Annotated in this window: 19 protein-coding genes; 7 read left to right on the plus strand and 12 right to left on the minus strand. The window is 63.8% G+C overall.

The annotated features are described in order from the left end of the window. The first annotated feature begins 47 nt into the window (after positions 1-47). Together AC13EK_RS05510 and recA are read left to right on the plus strand one after the other, a co-directional pair. On the plus strand, positions 48-404 hold the full coding sequence (locus tag AC13EK_RS05510) for a response regulator (protein ID WP_004208678.1): 357 nt from the start codon (positions 48-50) through the stop codon (positions 402-404). A 112-nt stretch (positions 405-516) separates the two neighbouring features. Beyond that, positions 517-1,587 (plus strand): recombinase RecA, encoded by a 1,071-nt coding sequence (recA, locus tag AC13EK_RS05515; RefSeq protein WP_069335555.1) that lies wholly within the window; start codon positions 517-519, stop codon positions 1,585-1,587. Positions 1,588-1,764: 177 nt separating this feature from the next. Here the strand turns inward: recA and AC13EK_RS05520 are convergent, their stop codons facing one another. The 5 genes from AC13EK_RS05520 to aspS all read right to left on the minus strand — a co-directional run bounded on the left by AC13EK_RS05520 (position 1,765) and on the right by aspS (position 7,279). Further along, positions 1,765-1,950, minus strand: coding sequence for a hypothetical protein (locus tag AC13EK_RS05520; RefSeq protein ID WP_004208680.1), 186 nt, complete (start codon positions 1,948-1,950; stop codon positions 1,765-1,767). 88 nt (positions 1,951-2,038) lie between these two features. Further along, a complete protein-coding gene (locus AC13EK_RS05525; RefSeq protein WP_069335556.1) occupies positions 2,039-3,367 on the minus strand; it encodes a methyl-accepting chemotaxis protein in 1,329 nt (442 codons plus the stop codon). Between the two features lie 81 nt (positions 3,368-3,448). Then, positions 3,449-4,234 carry a polyphosphate kinase 2 family protein gene (locus AC13EK_RS05530; RefSeq protein WP_069335557.1) on the minus strand — a complete coding sequence of 262 codons (786 nt, stop codon included), beginning with the start codon at positions 4,232-4,234 and terminating at the stop codon, positions 3,449-3,451. A 65-nt stretch (positions 4,235-4,299) separates the two neighbouring features. Then, positions 4,300-5,376, minus strand: coding sequence for a DUF5694 domain-containing protein (locus tag AC13EK_RS05535; RefSeq protein ID WP_069335558.1), 1,077 nt, complete (start codon positions 5,374-5,376; stop codon positions 4,300-4,302). Between the two features lie 118 nt (positions 5,377-5,494). Next, on the minus strand, positions 5,495-7,279 hold the full coding sequence (gene aspS / locus AC13EK_RS05540; RefSeq protein ID WP_069335559.1) for an aspartate--tRNA ligase: 1,785 nt from the start codon (positions 7,277-7,279) through the stop codon (positions 5,495-5,497). Between the two features lie 128 nt (positions 7,280-7,407). On the opposite strand from aspS, the gene rnd reads away from it, so the two are divergent. Together rnd and AC13EK_RS05550 are read left to right on the plus strand one after the other, a co-directional pair. Continuing rightward, positions 7,408-8,574, plus strand: a complete 1,167-nt coding sequence (gene rnd, locus AC13EK_RS05545; RefSeq protein WP_010337305.1) for a ribonuclease D — start codon at positions 7,408-7,410, stop codon at positions 8,572-8,574. Positions 8,575-8,603: 29 nt separating this feature from the next. Continuing rightward, positions 8,604-8,921, plus strand: a complete 318-nt coding sequence (locus AC13EK_RS05550) for an I78 family peptidase inhibitor (protein WP_170828613.1) — start codon at positions 8,604-8,606, stop codon at positions 8,919-8,921. A gap of 12 nt (positions 8,922-8,933) precedes the next feature. On the opposite strand, the gene AC13EK_RS05555 is transcribed toward AC13EK_RS05550, so the two are convergent. From AC13EK_RS05555 to AC13EK_RS05580, 6 genes are all read right to left on the minus strand, one after another. Then, a complete protein-coding gene (locus AC13EK_RS05555; RefSeq protein WP_483022081.1) occupies positions 8,934-9,917 on the minus strand; it encodes a PAS domain-containing protein in 984 nt (327 codons plus the stop codon). Between the two features lie 124 nt (positions 9,918-10,041). Then, positions 10,042-10,455 (minus strand): hypothetical protein, encoded by a 414-nt coding sequence (locus AC13EK_RS05560; protein ID WP_004208689.1) that lies wholly within the window; start codon positions 10,453-10,455, stop codon positions 10,042-10,044. A gap of 25 nt (positions 10,456-10,480) precedes the next feature. Further along, positions 10,481-10,864 carry a hypothetical protein gene (locus AC13EK_RS05565; protein WP_004208690.1) on the minus strand — a complete coding sequence of 128 codons (384 nt, stop codon included), beginning with the start codon at positions 10,862-10,864 and terminating at the stop codon, positions 10,481-10,483. A gap of 64 nt (positions 10,865-10,928) precedes the next feature. Then, a complete protein-coding gene (locus tag AC13EK_RS05570; protein WP_069335561.1) occupies positions 10,929-11,438 on the minus strand; it encodes a helix-turn-helix domain-containing protein in 510 nt (169 codons plus the stop codon). Between the two features lie 246 nt (positions 11,439-11,684). Continuing rightward, positions 11,685-12,368 carry a hypothetical protein gene (locus tag AC13EK_RS05575; protein WP_010337301.1) on the minus strand — a complete coding sequence of 228 codons (684 nt, stop codon included), beginning with the start codon at positions 12,366-12,368 and terminating at the stop codon, positions 11,685-11,687. Between the two features lie 225 nt (positions 12,369-12,593). After that, positions 12,594-12,980, minus strand: coding sequence for a PH domain-containing protein (locus AC13EK_RS05580; protein ID WP_037510835.1), 387 nt, complete (start codon positions 12,978-12,980; stop codon positions 12,594-12,596). A 147-nt stretch (positions 12,981-13,127) separates the two neighbouring features. On the opposite strand from AC13EK_RS05580, the gene AC13EK_RS05585 reads away from it, so the two are divergent. Then, a complete protein-coding gene (locus tag AC13EK_RS05585) occupies positions 13,128-13,685 on the plus strand; it encodes a nuclease (RefSeq protein ID WP_069335562.1) in 558 nt (185 codons plus the stop codon). Between the two features lie 123 nt (positions 13,686-13,808). Continuing rightward, the gene (locus AC13EK_RS05590; RefSeq protein ID WP_069335563.1) at positions 13,809-14,852 is read left to right on the plus strand and encodes an acyltransferase family protein; all 1,044 of its coding nucleotides are present in this window, start codon (positions 13,809-13,811) and stop codon (positions 14,850-14,852) included. A 33-nt stretch (positions 14,853-14,885) separates the two neighbouring features. Here the strand turns inward: AC13EK_RS05590 and AC13EK_RS05595 are convergent, their stop codons facing one another. Continuing rightward, positions 14,886-15,659, minus strand: a complete 774-nt coding sequence (locus tag AC13EK_RS05595; protein ID WP_069335564.1) for a CsgG/HfaB family protein — start codon at positions 15,657-15,659, stop codon at positions 14,886-14,888. A 195-nt stretch (positions 15,660-15,854) separates the two neighbouring features. On the opposite strand from AC13EK_RS05595, the gene lepA reads away from it, so the two are divergent. Continuing rightward, on the plus strand, positions 15,855-17,660 hold the full coding sequence (gene lepA / locus AC13EK_RS05600; protein WP_069335565.1) for a translation elongation factor 4: 1,806 nt from the start codon (positions 15,855-15,857) through the stop codon (positions 17,658-17,660). The last annotated feature ends 49 nt before the right edge of the window (positions 17,661-17,709 follow it).

The following is a 17,709-nucleotide window of genomic DNA, read 5'->3' on the forward strand; positions in this document are numbered from 1 at the left end:
TGCCCCTTTGGCTAGCGATGGGAAGCAAGAACAAGGGACAAGGGCGCATGGCTGACGGCAAGTCCATCCTCATCGTCGAGGATGAAGCGATGATCGGCATGATGCTGGAAGATTATCTCGACGCGCTCGGCTATCGCCTTCACGCGACCGCCGCGTCGGTGGACGAGGCGTGCGCCCTGGCGCGCGAGGGCGGGTTCGACGCCGCCCTGCTCGACTGCAATCTCCAGGGTGAAAAAAGCTGGCCGGTCGCCGACATATTGGCGCAGCAGTCGATCCCCTTCCTGTTCGCCACCGGCGGCATGGCGGATGATCTGCCGCAGGGCCATGCCGATCGGCCGACGCTCGCCAAGCCCTTCACCATCGGCGCCGTGGAGCGCGCGCTGGAGAAGATTCTCGCCGACTGAATAGGCAGGATAGGAAATTTCCGTTCCCCTCTTGTTCCACAGGAACAAACAGGATACATCATTGGCAGGCGCCGAGTGACTCGACGCGATCCGCTTGACAGGGGATAGGCCGATGACCGCTATGCTCTCACTCATCGATTCCAAGAAGACAGGCACAATGGACAGACAGAAAGCATTGGAGGCGGCGCTCGCCCAGATTGATCGCGCCTTCGGCAAGGGCAGCGCGATGAAGCTCGGCAGCCGTGAGAAGATCGAGATTGAATCGATCTCGACCGGCTCGCTCGGCCTCGACATCGCGCTCGGCATCGGCGGCCTGCCCAAGGGCCGCATCATCGAGATTTACGGCCCCGAAAGCTCGGGCAAGACCACGCTGACGCTGCATGCGATCGCCGAAGCCCAGAAGGCGGGCGGCACCGCCGCCTTCGTCGACGCGGAACATGCGCTCGACCCCATCTATGCCAAGAAGTTGGGCGTCGACATCGACGAACTGATCGTGTCGCAGCCCGACACCGGCGAACAGGCGCTGGAAATCGTCGACACGCTGGTCCGCTCCAACGCCATCGACATCCTCGTCGTCGACTCGGTCGCCGCGCTGGTGCCACGCGCCGAGATCGAGGGCGAGATGGGCGACAGCCATGTCGGCCTGCAGGCGCGCCTCATGTCCCAGGCCCTGCGCAAGCTGACCGGGTCGATCGCCCGCTCCAAGTGCATGGTGATCTTCATCAACCAGGTGCGCATGAAGATCGGCGTGATGTACGGCAATCCGGAAACCACCACCGGCGGCAATGCGCTCAAATTCTACGCCTCGGTCCGTCTCGACATTCGTCGCACCGGCCAGATCAAGGATCGCGACGATATCGTCGGCAACGCGACCCGCGTGAAGGTGGTGAAGAACAAGGTCGCCCCGCCCTTCAAGCAGGTCGAATTCGACATCATGTATGGCGAGGGCATTTCCAAGATCGGCGAGATGCTCGACATCGGCGTCAAGGCCGGGCTGGTGGAGAAGTCGGGCTCCTGGTTCTCCTATGACTCGGTCCGCATCGGCCAGGGTCGCGAAAACGCCAAGACCTTCCTCAAGGAAAATCCCGAAATGGCAGACCGCCTGGAAAAGGCGATCCGCGGCAAGACCGAGGAAGTCGCCGAAGGGATGATGGCCGGACCCGAAGCGGAGGATGACGACTAAGCAGGACGACCGCGCCCGACCGGATCAGCCGGGCGCCTGATCCTGCCTTTCGTCCACCTCTGGCTTCACGCTCTGAAAAGGCCCGTTGCGCGATGGCGCGGCGGGCCTTTTACCTGCCGGGCGCGCGACAGGGCTGTCGCCATGCAGGCGCAACGGAGGGGAAGAGGGAAAAGACCGCTATTCGTGCGGCCGCAGGGCGCGGTTGAGCGAATCCAGCACCTCGGCGATCGGTTCGGTCACGGTGACGCTGCGGCCTTCGCCAAAGCGGATGCGGGTGCCGTCGGTCACGGATGAGACGAAGGTCACCTGGGTAGGGTTGACCGCGGTTTCGGTGCGATCGACGCCGACGAACATGACGAGCATGATCTTCTCTCCCATTTTCGGCCCGTGCCGGACCCATTGGGTGCAAGACTAGCTGCTTTTTGCGCCGTTACCAGAGGCTTTGTGCGGTTCAGCCTGCCTGGATCGCCTGCAGGAACCGGCTCGCCCGATCATCCAGCCGGTGCGCGACCGTCGCCAGTTGCCCCGCCGCAACGCCGATATCATGGGCGCCTGCCGCCGCTGCGCTCGCATTGTCGCTGATCTGGCGCGCGCTCTGACGGATATGGTCGCTCGACGATCCGGCTTCCGACAGGCTGGCGGCGATCGACCGGCTGAAGGCGCCATGGCGCGCCACCGCCGAAAAGACCGATGCCGACACCTCGTTCGCGGTCGCCATCGCCGCGTCCATGTGCAGATGCCCCTGCGCCACCGTCTCCACCGCCAGCCGGACATGGCCGATGCGCTGGCCGATCTCGGCCGCCGCCTCACGCGTCTGGCTCGCCAGCAGCTTGACCTCGCGCGCCACCACGGCAAAGCCCTGCCCCGCCTCGCCGGCCCGTGCCGCCTCGATGCTGGCATTGAGCGCCAGCATGCTGGTCGCCCGCGCAATATCGTCGATCAGGGTGATGACCGCGCCGATCCCGTCCGCCTCGACCCGCAGCGCCGCCGTCTGTTCGGCACCGACCTGCGTCTGTGCCACCGCCGCGCGGATCGCCTCGCCCGCCGCGCGCACCTGGCTTTCCATCGCCTGGAACAGCCCGCCCAGTTCCTGCCCGCCGCTGGCAATGCCGTGCAGGCTGTCGGCCGTCTGCTCCGCTGCGACCGCCATGCCGGCCGCCGCCTCGCCATTGCCCGACGCCCGCTCCACCGCCTGTTCAGCGCGCGCCGACAGCATGTCGGCCATGCCGACCAGATCCGCGATCAGCGCCTCGACATCCGCGCGAAATGCGCCGCTCTCGCGCGTCACATGTTCCAGCCGCCGGGTGCGGGCCAGCGCATCGCGCGTATCCCGCTCCGCCGCCAGCCGCAGCAGCAGCGGGCCGCCGACCACGCCGGCATAATGGCCGCCCTGCGTCACGATCAGCCCCTCGCAATCACTCCCCTGCGCCGCATAAAGATCGATCAGCCGCTCGACGCTGGCACTCTGCTCCACCATCGCACACGGCCGCACATGCTCATCCAGCCGCCCGCCGAAACTGGGATTGCGCAGCAGCGCATGACCGAAGGGGTTGAAAAGGATGCGCCGCATGTCGCGTTCATAAATGGCCCCCACCGGCCGATCGGCGGCGTCCACCACCGGCAGCAGCCGCAGCGCCGCATCGTCCTGGAAGCGGTCGACCGCCTGGCTGAGCGGCTGGCCCAGCCGGACCGCAGCGCAGCCCTGCGCAAAGGGCAAGGCTGTGCCGGCGGCAACATGCGGCTCCGGGTCGGGCCGATCGAGCATCTGGGGCGCGTACATGGCGCCCGGCCTAGAAGAAAAGGGTAAATGACCGCTTAGTATTTGATGACGCTTTTGTTACAGATCGTTGTTTTTACGGAATTATTTGGCCGGTTTATAGCCAAATGCCTCGCGCGCCAGCTTGATCACCTCGGGATCGGGCGCCGGGAAATCCATCGGCACCAGTTTCTCCAGCCGCTCCGCCACATAGGTTAGCGCCGCGATTCGTCCGGCCTTGCGATTATTATTGTCGATCACCTTCCAGGGCGCCTGCTTGGTGTCGGTCTTCTCGAACATGTCGTGCATCGCATCCCAATATTCGGCCCGCCTGGCCCGGTTGCGATAATCGTCGGTGCCGGTCTTCCACCGCTTCCACGGCGTATCCAGCCGCTGCGCCAGTTGCTCGTCCTGCGTCTCCTGGGTGATGTGGACGAACAGCTTGATGATGTTGGTGCCGGTCTCGACCTGCTGCGCCTCGAACGCGTTGATATCCTTGTATCCGCGCTTCCATTCCGCCTTGGTGGCATATTTCTCCACCCGCTCGACCAACACCCGGCCATACCAGCTGCGGTCGAACAGGCCGATATTCTGGCTGGCGGGCAGCCGGGTCCAGAAGCGCCAGAGGAAATGATGGTCCAATTCCTCGCGCGTCGGCGCGGCGATCGGATGGACCTGATAGTAACGCGGATCCCAGTCCGCCGTCATCCGCTTAATGATGCCGCCCTTGCCCGCGCCATCCCAGCCTTCCAGCATGATGACGGTCCGGCGGCGATGCAGGATATGGGCGACCTGGATCTTCGACAGGCGATGCTGCAGCGCCAGCAGCGCCGCATCATAATCGCCTTTATACTTCGCCCCGGTCTCATAGTCCGACAGATTGATCGTCATGCGCCGCTCTCCTGCAAGGGGACGCCCGATTAGATCGAACCCTGCCGCCAAGAGCAAGCGCGGCCTCAGTGCAGTATGGCGTCGGTATCGACCAGCCGCACATCGTGCATCATGTCGAGATAGGCCTGGAGATAGAATTTGTGCGAGGCGCCGACGATCACCAGCATCCGCTGGCCCGGCGCGGCGGCGAAGACGTCGCGAATATTGGCCGCCATGCGCAGGTTGCGCACCTCCCAATAGCCGGCATAGCCGCGCCCATAGCGCTCAGGCGAAGGCTCCTTGAGCGCCGCGCCGAAATCGCTGTCATAGATGGTCTGCGCCTGTTCCGGTGCATTATAGGCGCGATAGAGCGCCAGCACGCCCGCGCCCGTTTTGATGCCGGATTGCAACGCGGCGTCGGCCGCCTTGCGGCGCGCCGTCGCCGCGTTGTCCCACGCCTTCATGATTGCGGCGCCCGCCGCCTTTTCCTCCTCGGCATTGCGGTAGGGCCGGTCGGCGCTGTGGTCGTCCATCGGTTCCAGCCGCTCCAGCCCCAGCCGGGCAGCGAGCGGCGCGGCGATCAGAAATTCCTCATTGCGGCGCTGGCGCAGCGTTTCGAGGCGCGCCACCAGCACAGTATCCAGCTCGTCCCCGACATGCCGGTCGGCCGCGTCCAGTCGCAGCCATTGCACCAGCGCCGATCCCTGATCCGCCGCCGCCAGGAACAAGGCCGCCATATGGCGCCGGTCCGATGCCGTCGGCCGCTCCGGCCAGGCGGCCAGACGCCGCTCGACCTCGGCCGTGGCGGCCGGCACGTCCAACCCGGTCGCCTGGCGCGCCGGCGTCGCGTCCCAGCAATAGGTTTCCACCGTCTCCGCATAGCGGAACGGCGCGCGGCGCAACGCATCGCATTGCAGACCAGACAGGGACTCGACCGCGATCGATTGCGGCTTCCACGCCGCCAGCCGGTCGATCAGCGGCCCCAGCGCCTTTGCATCGAAATCCTTTGGCCAGCCCGACAGATGGGGCGTGCCCAGCACCATCACTTCATTGGGCGCCCCGGCAATCGCCTTCAAAGCGCGCGGATCGAAACCGGGACCAGTCGCCTGCACCGACACCGCCGCAAGCCCCGCTGCCACTATCGCCATGATCGTCCGCATCATCCGCCCTGCTCCCTTGCCGCCACGTGTGTCATCATAACAATACAGCAAGGCAAGACGGCAAAGAAAAAGGCCCCCGCCAGATGGCGGAAGCCCTGTTCTTCCCAGCCGATGGAAAGGCTTATGCCTTCGCCTGCGGCTCCACCACGCGGACATGCAGTTCGCGCAGCTGCTTGAACTCGGCGGCGCTGGGCGCCCCCATCAGCAGGTCTTCGGCGCGCTGGTTCATCGGGAACAGCGTGATCTCGCGCAAATTCTGCGCGCCGCACAGCAGCATCACGATGCGGTCGACACCGGCGGCCATGCCACCATGGGGCGGCGCGCCGTACTGGAACGCGCGATAGAGACCACCGAACCGCTCTTCCACATCCGCCTGGCTCAGGCCCACCAGTTCGAACGCCTTCACCATCGCCTCGGGCGACTGGTTACGGATCGAGCCCGACGCGATCTCATAGCCGTTACAGACCATGTCATACTGATAGGCCTTCAGGCTCAGCGGATCCTGGCTGTTGAGCGCATCGAGCCCGCCCTGCGGCATCGAGAAGGGGTTGTGGGCGAAGTCGACCTTCTTCTCGTCTTCATCATATTCATAGAAGGGGAAGTCGACGATCCAGCACAGGTCGAACCGGTCCTTGTCAATGAGGTCGAGCGTGTCGCCGACGCGGATGCGCGCCAGGCCCGCCAGCTTCGCTGCCTGCGACTCCTTGCCCGCGGCGAAGAACACGCCGTCATTCGGGCCAAGGCCCAGCGCTGCGATCAGCTTGGCGGTCGCTTCCTCGCCATGATTCTTGGCGATCGGGCCGCCGGGCACGCCATCCTTGATGTTGATATAGCCAAGGCCCGAATAGCCTTCGCCGCGCGCCCAATTGTTCATGTCGTCAAAGAATTTGCGGCTGCCCGCGCCCGCGCCCGGCGCCGGGATCGCGCGGATGACATTGCCGCTGTCGACCAGGCTGGCGAAGATGCCGAAGCCCGAGCCGTGGAAATGCTCGGTCACGTCCTGGATGATGATCGGGTTGCGCAGGTCCGGCTTGTCGCTGCCATATTTCAGCATGGCTTCGGCATGCGGGATGCGCGGGAAGCTGCCGGCCGGGGTGACCGGCTTGCCCTGGGCAAATTCCTCGAACACCGATGCGATGACCGGCTCCATCGTGTTCCAGACATCTTCCTGGGTGACGAAGCTCATTTCCAGGTCGAGCTGGTAGAATTCGCCCGGCAGACGGTCGGCGCGCGGATCTTCGTCGCGGAAGCAGGGCGCGATCTGGAAATAGCGGTCGAAACCGGCGACCATCAGCAGCTGCTTATATTGCTGCGGCGCCTGCGGCAGGGCGTAGAACTTGCCCGCATGGATGCGGCTGGGCACCAGGAAGTCGCGCGCGCCTTCCGGGCTGGACGCGGTCAGGATCGGCGTCGAATATTCGGTGAAGCCGGCATCTTCCATGCGGCGACGCATGTCGCGGATGATCTTGGTGCGGGTGACGATATTGGCGTGCAGCGTTTCGCGGCGCAGGTCCAGGAAGCGATAGCGCAGGCGGATATCCTCGGGATATTCCTGCTCGCCCGCCACCGGCAGCGGCAGTTCGGCCGCGGTCGACAGCACGGTCACCTTGTCGGCCACGACCTCGATCGTGCCGGTCGCCATCTTCGGGTTGGTCGCTTCCGGGCCGCGCGCGACGACGGTGCCGTCGATCGTCACGACCGATTCCGCACGCAGGCCGTCCAGGATGCGCAGTGGCTCGCTGTCCGCCTTGGCGACGATCTGGGTCAGGCCATAATGGTCGCGCAGATCGATGAAGAGAACGCCGCCATGATCGCGCTTGCGATGCACCCAGCCGGACAGGCGCACATTCGCGCCGACATCGGCTTCACGAAGGGCGCCGCAATTGTGGGTGCGATAGGCGTGCATGGCGTTTCGATCTTTCAAATTCGTTTTACGGAAATGACAAATTGTTGCGGCCCGGCTATGGGCTTGCCTTGTCGACTATCGACCAGCCCGCAGGACGCGGGCCAGCCCATAATAAGATCGAAGACCATATGCAAATTCATCCGCTGATTACCGACAGCAAGACGCTTTCCGATTTCTGCGCCCGCATGGCCAAATCCCCCTATGTCGCGGTGGATACCGAGTTCATGCGCGAGAATAGCTACTGGCCCGAACTCTGCCTGGTCCAGGTTGCCGACTCCAGCGAAGCCGCAGCGATCGATCCCAAGGCGCCGGGCATCGACCTTACGCCCCTGCTCGACCTGCTGGTCAATAATGAGGACGTGCTCAAGGTCTTCCATGCCGGCGGCCAGGACATCGAGATCGTCCATAATCTGACCGGCAAGACGCCGCATCCGATGTTCGACACCCAGATCGCCGCCATGGCGCTCGGCCTTGGCGAACAGATCGGCTATGGCAATCTCGTCGACGCCTGGCTCGGCGTCCAGCTCGACAAGGGCGCGCGTTTCACCGACTGGGCGCGCCGCCCGCTCGACAAGCGCCAGATCGACTATGCCATTGGCGACGTCACCTATCTGATCGAAATCTTCCCCAAGATGCTGGAGGAACTGCGCAAGACCGGGCGCGGCGACTGGCTCGACCAGGAAATGGAGCGGATCAGCGATCCGTCCAATTACGAGAATGATCCGTCCGAAGCCTGGAAGCGCGTCCGCATCGCCAGCCGCAAGGCCGATGTCCTGGGTCGCCTCAAGGCGCTGGCCGCCTGGCGCGAAAAGGAAGCGCAAGACAAGAATTTGCCGCGCGGCCGCATCGTCAAGGACGAGACGCTGGCCGACATCGCCAGCCACCCGCCGCGCGCGCAGGAGGATCTGGGCAAGGTGCGCGGCCTGTCCGCCACCTGGAAGAGCAACGACATTGGCGGCCGGCTGATGGCCGCGCTCGGCGCGCACAAGCCGCTCGGCAAGGACGAGATGCCCGAACGCGATCCCAAGCGTCCGGGCCTGGGCAAGGATGGAGCACTAGTCGCCGACCTGTTGAAGCTGCTGCTCAAGATCCGTTCGCGCGACATCAATGTCGCCCCGCGCCTGCTCGCCCGCACCGATGATATCGAGGCGCTGGCCGCCGGCGTGCGCGACGATCTCGCGATCCTGGAAGGCTGGCGCTATGACCAGTTCGGCCGGGACGCGGTGGACCTGGTCGAAGGGCGCCTGGCCTTCGCAGTCAAGAATGGCCGGCTCAAGATGACGCGTACCGAGTGAATGGCGGAATAAGGAGACGGACGATGCGGATGCCGATGCCTATGCCTATGCCGATGGTGGCGATCATGCTTCTGCCTCTGGCCGCCTGTGCCGGGACCGGCAGCGAAGGCCCCGACTCCGCATCGCCGCCTGCCATGGCGCAGGGGCCGTGCAGCCATGACGGGCTCGACCGCTTCACCGGCCAGAAGGCGTCAGCCGATCTGGGCGTGGAACTGCTCAAGGCATCGGGCGCCAAGATGCTGCGCTGGGGCGGCCCCAATATGGCCATGACCATGGACTTCCGCCCCGACCGGCTGACCGTCAGCTATGACGATCAGATGGTCGTCACCAGCGCCCGCTGCGGCTGACCCGCGCCAGCCTCATTCGGCGGCGCGCGGCAGTTCCACCACCGTGCTACCATCGAGTGCGGTGATCAGCACCACCGCCCCCTCGGCGCCATAGGCGCCGTGCAGGGCGACGATAGAGGCCTTCACCGCCACCGCCTCGCCGCGATTGCTCAGCAGCATGGTCTGCACGCATAGCGCGCCCTGCCCCTGCATCGCCCGCTCCAGCGCCTGGCGGAACGCCGCGCGGCCATGGGTGAGGACCAGATCGGTCAGTTGCACGCCCATCACCCGCTCGCGCGGCAGGCTCAGCATGTCGGTGAAGGGCACATCGACCGCGTCGATCGTGCCGCGCACCGACAGGCGGACATAGCCGACATCGCCATGGGCGGTCATCGCCTCGATGATCGCGGCCTTGGCATCGGCCAGCCGATGGCGGCGCACATCCTCGGTAATGTCGCGGAACATGATGACGGTTGACCTTCCAAGGGGAAAACTCTGCAGCCGCAGCCAGGCGCCGTCGGCAAAGGGAGAGGGAATATCGGCTGCGCTCGGCTCGCCGCCGCTCACGGTGCGGCGCACATGCACCTCCATCAGACTGCCGCTGATGGACGGCAGGACGACGTCCAGCTTGGGGCCGACCATCTGTCCCACCGGCTTGCGACAGATGGCGCTGGCGACCCGGTTGACGAAGTCGACCTGCATGTCCTGGTCGCAGATGATCACCGCCTGATCGACCCAGTCGGCCAGCGCGAACAATTTCTCCTCGGCGCTTTCCTGACCGGCGTTGCCCGACTGGGCTTTGAGCGCACGGAACTCGTTGACGCCCAGCAGCACATGGGTCGCCCGGCCATGATGGGTGATGTAAAGCGGCGTGCGTGTCGCCATGTCGCGACATTCGGAAAAACCGCGGACCAGGTCGGCCGCGGTAACGACCGGACTTTCGGCCGGATAACCACCCTCTCCCTCCATTCCATCACTCCCTACTGGGTTCAGATGGCGCGTTACGCGCTGGGTCATGTCCCTTGATGCCATAATTATCGGCCCTCCATCAATCGGACAAAAACAGAAGCAACATGCCTTCCTCGGGACGGGACGGCTTCAAGAGGGAATGACGGGCATTTCCGCATCCTGTTTCCTTTGCTCAGGCCGGAAACGCGTGTTTCCGGTCCATCTGCGTGCCCATGGCCATCACGACCAGCACCGGCACCGCCCAGATTGTCGACATGGCGTAGAAGAATTTGGTGAGGTAGGCGGGTGACACGATCACCGCGACCTGAACCGCCGCCACATTCAGCTGGAAGGCGGCGACGATGATCGGCCAGCGCCGGCTGCTCAGCATCGAAATGATGATCTTGAACAGCAGCGAGGCGCATTCGATCGCCAGGATCGTGCGGATCAGCACCGCCTCCGGCCGGATGGTCAGGACCGCCGTCTGGGCCAGGATGAACCCTGCCCAGACGCCGACGATGCTCCAGCGCCCGGTCGCGCCGCCATAGCGCACCACGAAGATCGAGGTCGCGATCAGCGCGATCGTATAGGCGAGGAAGATCTGCACGATCCTGCCTTCCGGTCCGGTCGCGTCAGGCGACCAGGCGCAGGGCGTCGGCCTGCTTTTCTTCCAGCGCGCTCCACGGGCTGTAGCAGCCGTCGGCGCGTTCGGCCTGGTTGGTCTTCATGCGGATCTTGGTCGCCTCCAGATGGGCGCCCAGCAGTTGCTCGCGGCTCTGCATCATCGTGTCGATGCAGCCATGGAAGCGCTTGAACAGCTTCTGTCCCTGTTCGGGGGCCAGGCCGATGGTCCGGGCGGTATCGATCATGTCGGCGCTCATCCGCAGCGTATGGGCCAGGACATCGTCCAGCTTCACATAGGCATCGCGGACCTGGCCGCTCAGGTTGAAGAAGGTGTCGTCCGACATGTGCATTTCGCTCTTGGCGGCGCGCTCGGCGCGGCGGGCATTGGACATGGCAAGGCTCCCTTTTCAGGCCAGCGCTCGCTGGCCCATCAGATGGTTGGATTGTTGGAGACCGTCAGCCGAACAGATGATTGAGCCAATATCCCATCGTGATCAGCGCGGCCAGGGACCCCCCTGCCCATAACGCGACCCGGAAGATGGTCGTCAGGATCTGCCATCGATTCAGCCCATGCGGCTCCCCTCCCATGGTTGCCAGAATCCGGTTACCCAATTGGCGCAAACGACCCTTTTCCTGCCGCTCTGCACCAGCCGGGATTTCGCCGGTCCGGGTCGGCCTGCTTGGTGCCGACGCCTCCTTCTCACCCGCCATCGCCGGTTCAACAAGCGGCTCCGGCTTTAATTCAAATTGCTTGAATTGCGCGTTTTTCTCGGCCTCTACCAATATCCGGGCGGCTTCGCGTCGATCCTTGGCGCCCAGCGCCACGGTCGCGCGATAGACATATTGGTCGACCGTGCCAGGGGTCAGCGATGTGCGCTGCGCGATCTGCTTGGAGGTATAGCCCTGTGCCACCAGCCGCAGGCATGCCCGCTGATTATCGTCCAGACTGGCAACCGCATTCGACATTCCAACCCCTCTGATCGCCCACAGGGAATCATGCCCCGGAACGGATGTAAACTTCTTCTATGATCAATTTTTTATGATGACGGCCAAGCCGTTGATTTATATCAGATACACTTCATCCATATCGGTGAGACGAAAAAGGCGACGCCTGCGGGCATCGCCTGTTTCCGTTACGGAATCCAGTCATGACATGACTCGATCCGCAATAGCTGCAATCGGGAACCCGGATAGCGCCCCGAAAGGCGCCGTCTACAGTTCCAGGCCGATCAGCGTGCCGCTGCCGATCCGGTCGACATAGCGCTTGCCATCGACCTCCAGCCAGTCCGGCGTCACTTCCAGCCGGCGCCCGTTGATCGTGGTCCGCAGATGCTCGACCGCAAGCCGGTTGCGCGCAACGATACGCAAAACGCACAATCCGTCGCCCCGCGCCGCCATCATCGAATAGCGGTCGCCACGCAACAGGAAATGCCAGCTGCCGTCATGCGGCTTCCATTCATTGCCATCGATCACCTGCATCGGCGTGCCGTCGGCCGCGCCCAGTCTGACGCTGATCCGCGTCGCCCCCATGGATCGGCGCGGCGGCGCGAAGATCAGGATCGGCTCGCCATCCAGGGTGATGGGAATCGGCGTATCGCGCAGCATCCGCGATCCACCGACGATCAATTGCGGCAATTCGTTGGAGAAGGGCAGGCGATCGCGCGCGAAGTGGCGCTGGCGTACCACCGGATTGGCATGGAAGCTGTGGACCTGATTCGCGGTCAGCCGCCCTTCCTCCACCAGCCCGTGACAGGTCGGGCAGAGCAGCGTCGCCCCCGGCCCGTCTGGCAGCCCCAGATAACGATAGATGGTGACCCCGCAGCGCACGCAGGCAAAGCCGCAGGACTGCCGAATCTCGGCCCGCTGATCGGCCGTCAGTTCCGGCAACAGCGGCATTACGCGCAAACCCACCATCAAGGCGCCCCCTTTTTCCCGCCGTCCGCCTGATGCAGATCGACGTTGCTTGTTCCTGGCGTCCTCGTGCGGGTGGAAAGCTCTGCCGGCCCCTGGGCTCCTATTGGTTAAAATAAATGCGCCCAAGTCAAGGGCCTAGACATTATGTTCGACAAGAAAATGGCGGATTTCGTGCGCTTTCCGTGCGCGCCGCCCCTGCCCGACCGCTCAGCGCTGGGGCAGAAGGTCCAGGTTGCGGGCCGCCGCAATCGCCCGAATCCGGCCCGGTCGTGGCATGTTGCGGATCGCGATTTCCGCTACGTCACCGGCGCTGAACAGCTCGACATTGCCGACGTCGAACAGCCGTTGGCCGAAGGTCTGCGTGATCCGCACGCTACGGATACTGGACAGCGCGATCTCGGTCCGCTGCTTGGCCAGCAAGCCACGCTCCAGCAGCACTTCGCGCTCGCTCAGCGCCAGCCGCTCGCCCTTGTGCATCACCCACCACACGCCGATCGCCAATATGCCGACCACCGAAACCAGCAGCAGCAGGAACAGGAAGGGATGCGCCCGGACCATCGCCGGATGCTCGTCATATAGCCATGCTTCGCTCACGCCGTCTCCCTCGTCTGGCTCCAGCGGTTTTTCACCATGGCCCCGGCGCGGCGTCAAGGCGCCGTCCGCCGCCCCCTGTGCGAGCGTCATGGTTAACCAAAAATTTCCCAATATTTACTAGCGATGGCCTCCGATTGGGGATGAATCATGGCCTATAGCCTGCATGATATTGGTGACGAAGACCGGGACCGTTCCGGCCATTGGCTGAATGACAAGCAGGATCAGCGCCGCGCCATCGTGCCGCTGCGCCTCATCCTCATCGCCCTGTTGATGGGTGCGCTGCTGCTGGTCCTGATGCGCCATGTGCTGCCCGCGTCGACGACGGCTTCAGCACCATCCATCGACGCCCCCGCCACCATATCCACCCGTTTTGCCGCCTGTGACGATCTGGACGGCCAGGCCTGTGTCCTCGCCACCGACGCCTATGCCTATCAGGGCCGTCGCTACCATCTCGCCGACATCAGCGCGCCGCGACTCGAAGGCGCTGCCTGCCCGCAGGAAGCCGCCCTTGCCCGCGCCGGCCGCACCGCATTGCAGGGCATGCTGAACGGCGGCAGCTTCGAAGCCCATGCCGATCCCGCCGACAGTGATCCGACCGCCCGCATCCTGCTGCGCGACGGTGTCTCGCTGGGCCAACTCCTCATTCTCAAACATTATGCCCGCCCCTGGTCGTCCAAGCCAATCAACTGGTGCGCGGCCGGCTAAGACCGCGATCCCGCGGCGGGACGCTCCAGATCGGGACCGACAGCGCCCGTATCCGCCATTTGCGCATTGCACGTTAACCAAGAAAATATCCCATTCGTTGCTCCATCATTGCTATGAAGCATCATGGTCGAAACGAAGCCGAAGCGAACAAGGCTGACGGAGCTGGACGCGTTGCGCGGCATCGGCGCCCTGTGCGTGCTGATCTTCCATTATTCGACCCGCTTCCATGAGCTGTTCCCGCAGGACAGCCATGTGCCCTTCAGCTTTCCCGGCGGCAATTACCGCGTGCTGCTGTTCTTCACCATTTCCGGCTTTGCGATCTTCTTCACGCTGGATCGGATCGGCACGGTCGCCGACTTCATCGTCAACCGCTTCGCCCGCCTCTACCCCGCCTATCTGGTGGCGATGCTGGTGACGCTGTCGATCGAATATCTGGCGCAGGCGACCCAGTTGCTGGTCGGCCCCTTTGCGATTCTCGCCAATCTGACGATGCTCCAGGGCTTTGCCTTCATTCCCGAAGTGGACGGCGCCTATTGGACGCTGACGGTGGAGATCGCTTTCTATTTCTGCATGGTCTCGATCTGGAAATGGATTGGCCTGCGGCATCTGGAACCGACGCTGGTGGTCTGCCTGATCCTGCGCTGGATCATGCAGCTCTGGCCCGACATCGTGCCCGAACGGGTCGTGATGCTGCTGGTGCTGCGCTATACGCCCTTCTTCATCATCGGCATGCTGGCCTATCGCATCTGGGCTGGGCAACGCAGCTGGCAGCAGCAGGCCCCCTATGCCGCGCTCGCCCTGCTATCGATCGCGACCATGGAAACATGGGACGTGACCATTGTCGGTCTTGTGCTGATGGCGACCTTCGCAGCGTTGATCCGCAATCATCTGCGCTTCCTGGCGATCCGGCCGCTCGTCTGGATGGGCGGGATCAGCTATAGCTTCTACCTGATCCACCAGCATGTCGGTTTCGTCGTCATGCTGGAAATCGCCAGGGCCGGTTACAGCCCCTGGATCGGCTTTGCCGCTGCCTTCCTCGTCGCGCTGACGCTCGGCACGCTCATCAACCGCCTGGTCGAGCGACCGGCGGGAGAGATCATCCTGCGCTGGTGGAAGAAGCGGCGACGGGCGCCCGGCCCGCTTGCGGAAATCGCGCCGAGCGGATGAGGGCGCTGCCGCAGCGGCAGCGCCCCCTCGCCATCAGGGCTGCGCGACCGGCGCGGCTGCGGCCGCATTTTCGGGCAGGCCGCCCAACTGCGTCACCAGTTTCGTATAGGCGTCGAGATAGGCGAGCACTATCACCTGGCCGATCTCGGTATTCTGGTAGCCGCCGCCGCCTGCGCCGGCAAAACCGCCCCACCAGCTCGACCCGCCGCTCGCGTTGAAGCTCAGGTCCGACTTGCGGGCATAGCCTTCGGTCAGCGCTTCTTCCTCGGTGGTGCGGGCATTGACGACCGAGAGGGTGACATTGGCCTCGCTCTTCTTGACGTTGATACCGCCAGCGATCCGCCCCCAGGTGCTGCCACCCATGAAGCCGCCGAGCACGCCGCCCAGCGAATTGCCGCCGCTATTGCGGTTGGAGGAGACGATGTCCGGCTCCAGGAAATAATCCGCCGCCTTCACCTGGCCACGGCCCAGATTGCTGTTCGCCTGCAATTCGCCATTGTCGGCCATGGCGCGTTCCATGTTGCGGCTCGCCATCGACCGGCCGCGATTGACGAGGCCGAAGCAGCCCGACTGCTGCACGAAGATCTTCAGGATCGCCTCGGGGCTGCCCAGATTGAGTTCGCGCCACCACTGATTGTCGGGCTCGACGATTGCGACGGTGCCAAGGCGGCGAGTGCAGCGCGGGATCTCCGCCTGCTTTCGCGACTGTTCCTGACGGGCCGACGAACCCTTTTCGGCGGCCATCGCCATCGGCGCGGCCGAACCAAGGCAGACCGCAGCCACAGTCAGCATCTTCAATACACGCATTTTCAAAAACCCCGTTTCCTGTCTGGTCGAGAGAAATTGGTGCGCCCCGGATATTTTTCTGGAGCGTAACACAGCCGCAAGGGGCTTCCAAGCAAAGGGGGTTAATGACGATGCTTGTCATCGCACCGCAATTTCGCGTGCCATGCACTACGTGATCCTGCTGACAGCGCCCGCAACTGCTGCTATCGGGCGCCGATGACCGACCTGTCCCATATCCGAAACTTTTCGATCATTGCGCATATCGACCATGGCAAGTCGACGCTGGCCGATCGCCTGATCCAGCGCACCGGCGGCCTGACCGACCGTGAGATGAGCGCGCAAGTCCTTGATAACATGGACATCGAAAAGGAGCGCGGGATCACCATCAAGGCGCAGACCGTGCGCCTCGACTATACCGCCAAGAATGGCGAGACCTATGAGCTCAATCTCATGGACACGCCGGGCCATGTCGACTTCGCCTATGAAGTGTCGCGGTCGCTGGCCGCGTGCGAGGGCGCGCTGCTGGTCGTCGACGCCGCGCAGGGCGTGGAAGCGCAGACGCTAGCCAACGTCTATCAGTCGATCGAGCATGATCATGAGATCGTGCCGGTGCTGAACAAGATCGACCTGCCCGCCGCCGAGCCGGAAAAGGTGCGCGCGGAAATCGAGGAAGTGATCGGCCTCGACGCGTCGGAAGCGGTGCTGGCCAGCGCCAAGTCCGGCATCGGCATCGACGACATCCTGGAAGCGATCGTCACCAAGATCCCGGCGCCCAAGGGCGATCGCAACGCACCGCTGGAAGCGATGCTGGTCGACAGCTGGTACGACCCCTATCTGGGCGTCGTCATCCTGGTGCGCGTGATCAACGGCGTGATCAAGAAGGGCCAGGCGATCAAGTTCATGATCGGCGGCACCGAGCATCTGATCGACCGCGTCGGCTGCATGCGCCCCAAGATCGAGGCGCTGCCAGAACTCGCCGCCGGCGAGATCGGCTTCATCACCGCCCAGATCAAGGAAATCGCCCAGACCCGCGTCGGCGATACCATCACGACCGTGAAGAATGGCGCCGCCAAGCCACTGCCGGGCTTCAAGGAAGTGCAGCCGGTGGTGTTCTGTGGCCTGTTCCCGGTCGATGCCAATGATTTCGAGAAGCTGCGCGAGTCGATCTCGAAGCTGCGTCTCAACGACGCCAGTTTCTCGTTCGAGATGGAAACCTCGGCTGCGTTGGGCTTCGGCTTCCGCTGTGGCTTCCTCGGCCTGCTGCACCTGGAAATCATCCAGGAGCGGCTGAGCCGCGAATATGATCTGGACCTGATCACCACGGCGCCGTCGGTCGTCTATGACATGCACATGAAGGATGGTCGCACCCTTCACCTGCACAACCCGGCCGACATGCCCGATCCCAATCATATCGAGATGATCGAGGAGCCCTGGATCGAGGCGGTGATCTACTGCCCCGACGAATATCTCGGCTCGATCCTGAAGCTTTGCCAGGACCGTCGCGGTATCCAGAAGAACCTCACCTATGTCGGCGGCCGCGCCCAGGTGACCTATGAACTGCCGCTCAACGAAGTGGTGTTCGACTTCTATGACCGCCTGAAGAGCATCAGCCGTGGCTATGCCAGCTTCGACTATCACCAGATCGGCACGCGCGAGGGCGACCTCGTCAAGATGAGCATCCTCGTCAACAACGAGCCGGTCGATGCGCTGTCGATGATCGTCCACCGCTCCGCCGCCGAAGCGCGCGGCCGCCACATGTGCGAGCGCCTGAAGGATCTGATCCCCCGCCACCTGTTCAAGATCCCGATTCAGGCGGCGATCGGCGGCAAGGTGATCGCGCGCGAGACGATCGCGGCGATGCGCAAGGACGTCACGGCGAAATGCTATGGCGGCGACATCACCCGCAAGAAGAAGCTGCTGGAAAAGCAGAAGGAAGGCAAGAAGCGGATGCGCGAATATGGCAGCGTCCAGATTCCGCAGGAAGCCTTCATCGCCGCCCTGCGCATGGGCGACGAGAATTAAGCATCATCCATCGGGGTGGAGGCCATCGGGCTTCCACCCCGATTTGCTA

The sequence above is a fragment of the Sphingobium sp. L-44 genome, assembly GCF_056859495.1.

What these genes read in the sequence shown, in the direction of transcription:
- AC13EK_RS05510 (WP_004208678.1), top strand. Translation starts at nt 48, where the DNA reads ATGGCTGACGGCAAGTCCATCCTCATCGTCGAGGATGAAGCGATGATC.
- recA (WP_069335555.1), top strand. Translation starts at nt 517, where the DNA reads ATGACCGCTATGCTCTCACTCATCGATTCCAAGAAGACAGGCACAATG.
- AC13EK_RS05520 (WP_004208680.1), bottom strand. Translation starts at nt 1,950, where the DNA reads ATGCTCGTCATGTTCGTCGGCGTCGATCGCACCGAAACCGCGGTCAAC.
- AC13EK_RS05525 (WP_069335556.1), bottom strand. Translation starts at nt 3,367, where the DNA reads ATGTACGCGCCCCAGATGCTCGATCGGCCCGACCCGGAGCCGCATGTT.
- AC13EK_RS05530 (WP_069335557.1), bottom strand. Translation starts at nt 4,234, where the DNA reads ATGACGATCAATCTGTCGGACTATGAGACCGGGGCGAAGTATAAAGGC.
- AC13EK_RS05535 (WP_069335558.1), bottom strand. Translation starts at nt 5,376, where the DNA reads ATGATGCGGACGATCATGGCGATAGTGGCAGCGGGGCTTGCGGCGGTG.
- aspS (WP_069335559.1), bottom strand. Translation starts at nt 7,279, where the DNA reads ATGCACGCCTATCGCACCCACAATTGCGGCGCCCTTCGTGAAGCCGAT.
- rnd (WP_010337305.1), top strand. Translation starts at nt 7,408, where the DNA reads ATGCAAATTCATCCGCTGATTACCGACAGCAAGACGCTTTCCGATTTC.
- AC13EK_RS05550 (WP_170828613.1), top strand. Translation starts at nt 8,604, where the DNA reads ATGCCGATGCCTATGCCTATGCCGATGGTGGCGATCATGCTTCTGCCT.
- AC13EK_RS05555 (WP_483022081.1), bottom strand. Translation starts at nt 9,917, where the DNA reads ATGACCCAGCGCGTAACGCGCCATCTGAACCCAGTAGGGAGTGATGGA.
- AC13EK_RS05565 (WP_004208690.1), bottom strand. Translation starts at nt 10,864, where the DNA reads ATGTCCAATGCCCGCCGCGCCGAGCGCGCCGCCAAGAGCGAAATGCAC.
- AC13EK_RS05570 (WP_069335561.1), bottom strand. Translation starts at nt 11,438, where the DNA reads ATGTCGAATGCGGTTGCCAGTCTGGACGATAATCAGCGGGCATGCCTG.
- AC13EK_RS05575 (WP_010337301.1), bottom strand. Translation starts at nt 12,368, where the DNA reads ATGCCGCTGTTGCCGGAACTGACGGCCGATCAGCGGGCCGAGATTCGG.
- AC13EK_RS05585 (WP_069335562.1), top strand. Translation starts at nt 13,128, where the DNA reads ATGGCCTATAGCCTGCATGATATTGGTGACGAAGACCGGGACCGTTCC.
- AC13EK_RS05590 (WP_069335563.1), top strand. Translation starts at nt 13,809, where the DNA reads ATGGTCGAAACGAAGCCGAAGCGAACAAGGCTGACGGAGCTGGACGCG.
- AC13EK_RS05595 (WP_069335564.1), bottom strand. Translation starts at nt 15,659, where the DNA reads ATGCGTGTATTGAAGATGCTGACTGTGGCTGCGGTCTGCCTTGGTTCG.
- lepA (WP_069335565.1), top strand. Translation starts at nt 15,855, where the DNA reads ATGACCGACCTGTCCCATATCCGAAACTTTTCGATCATTGCGCATATC.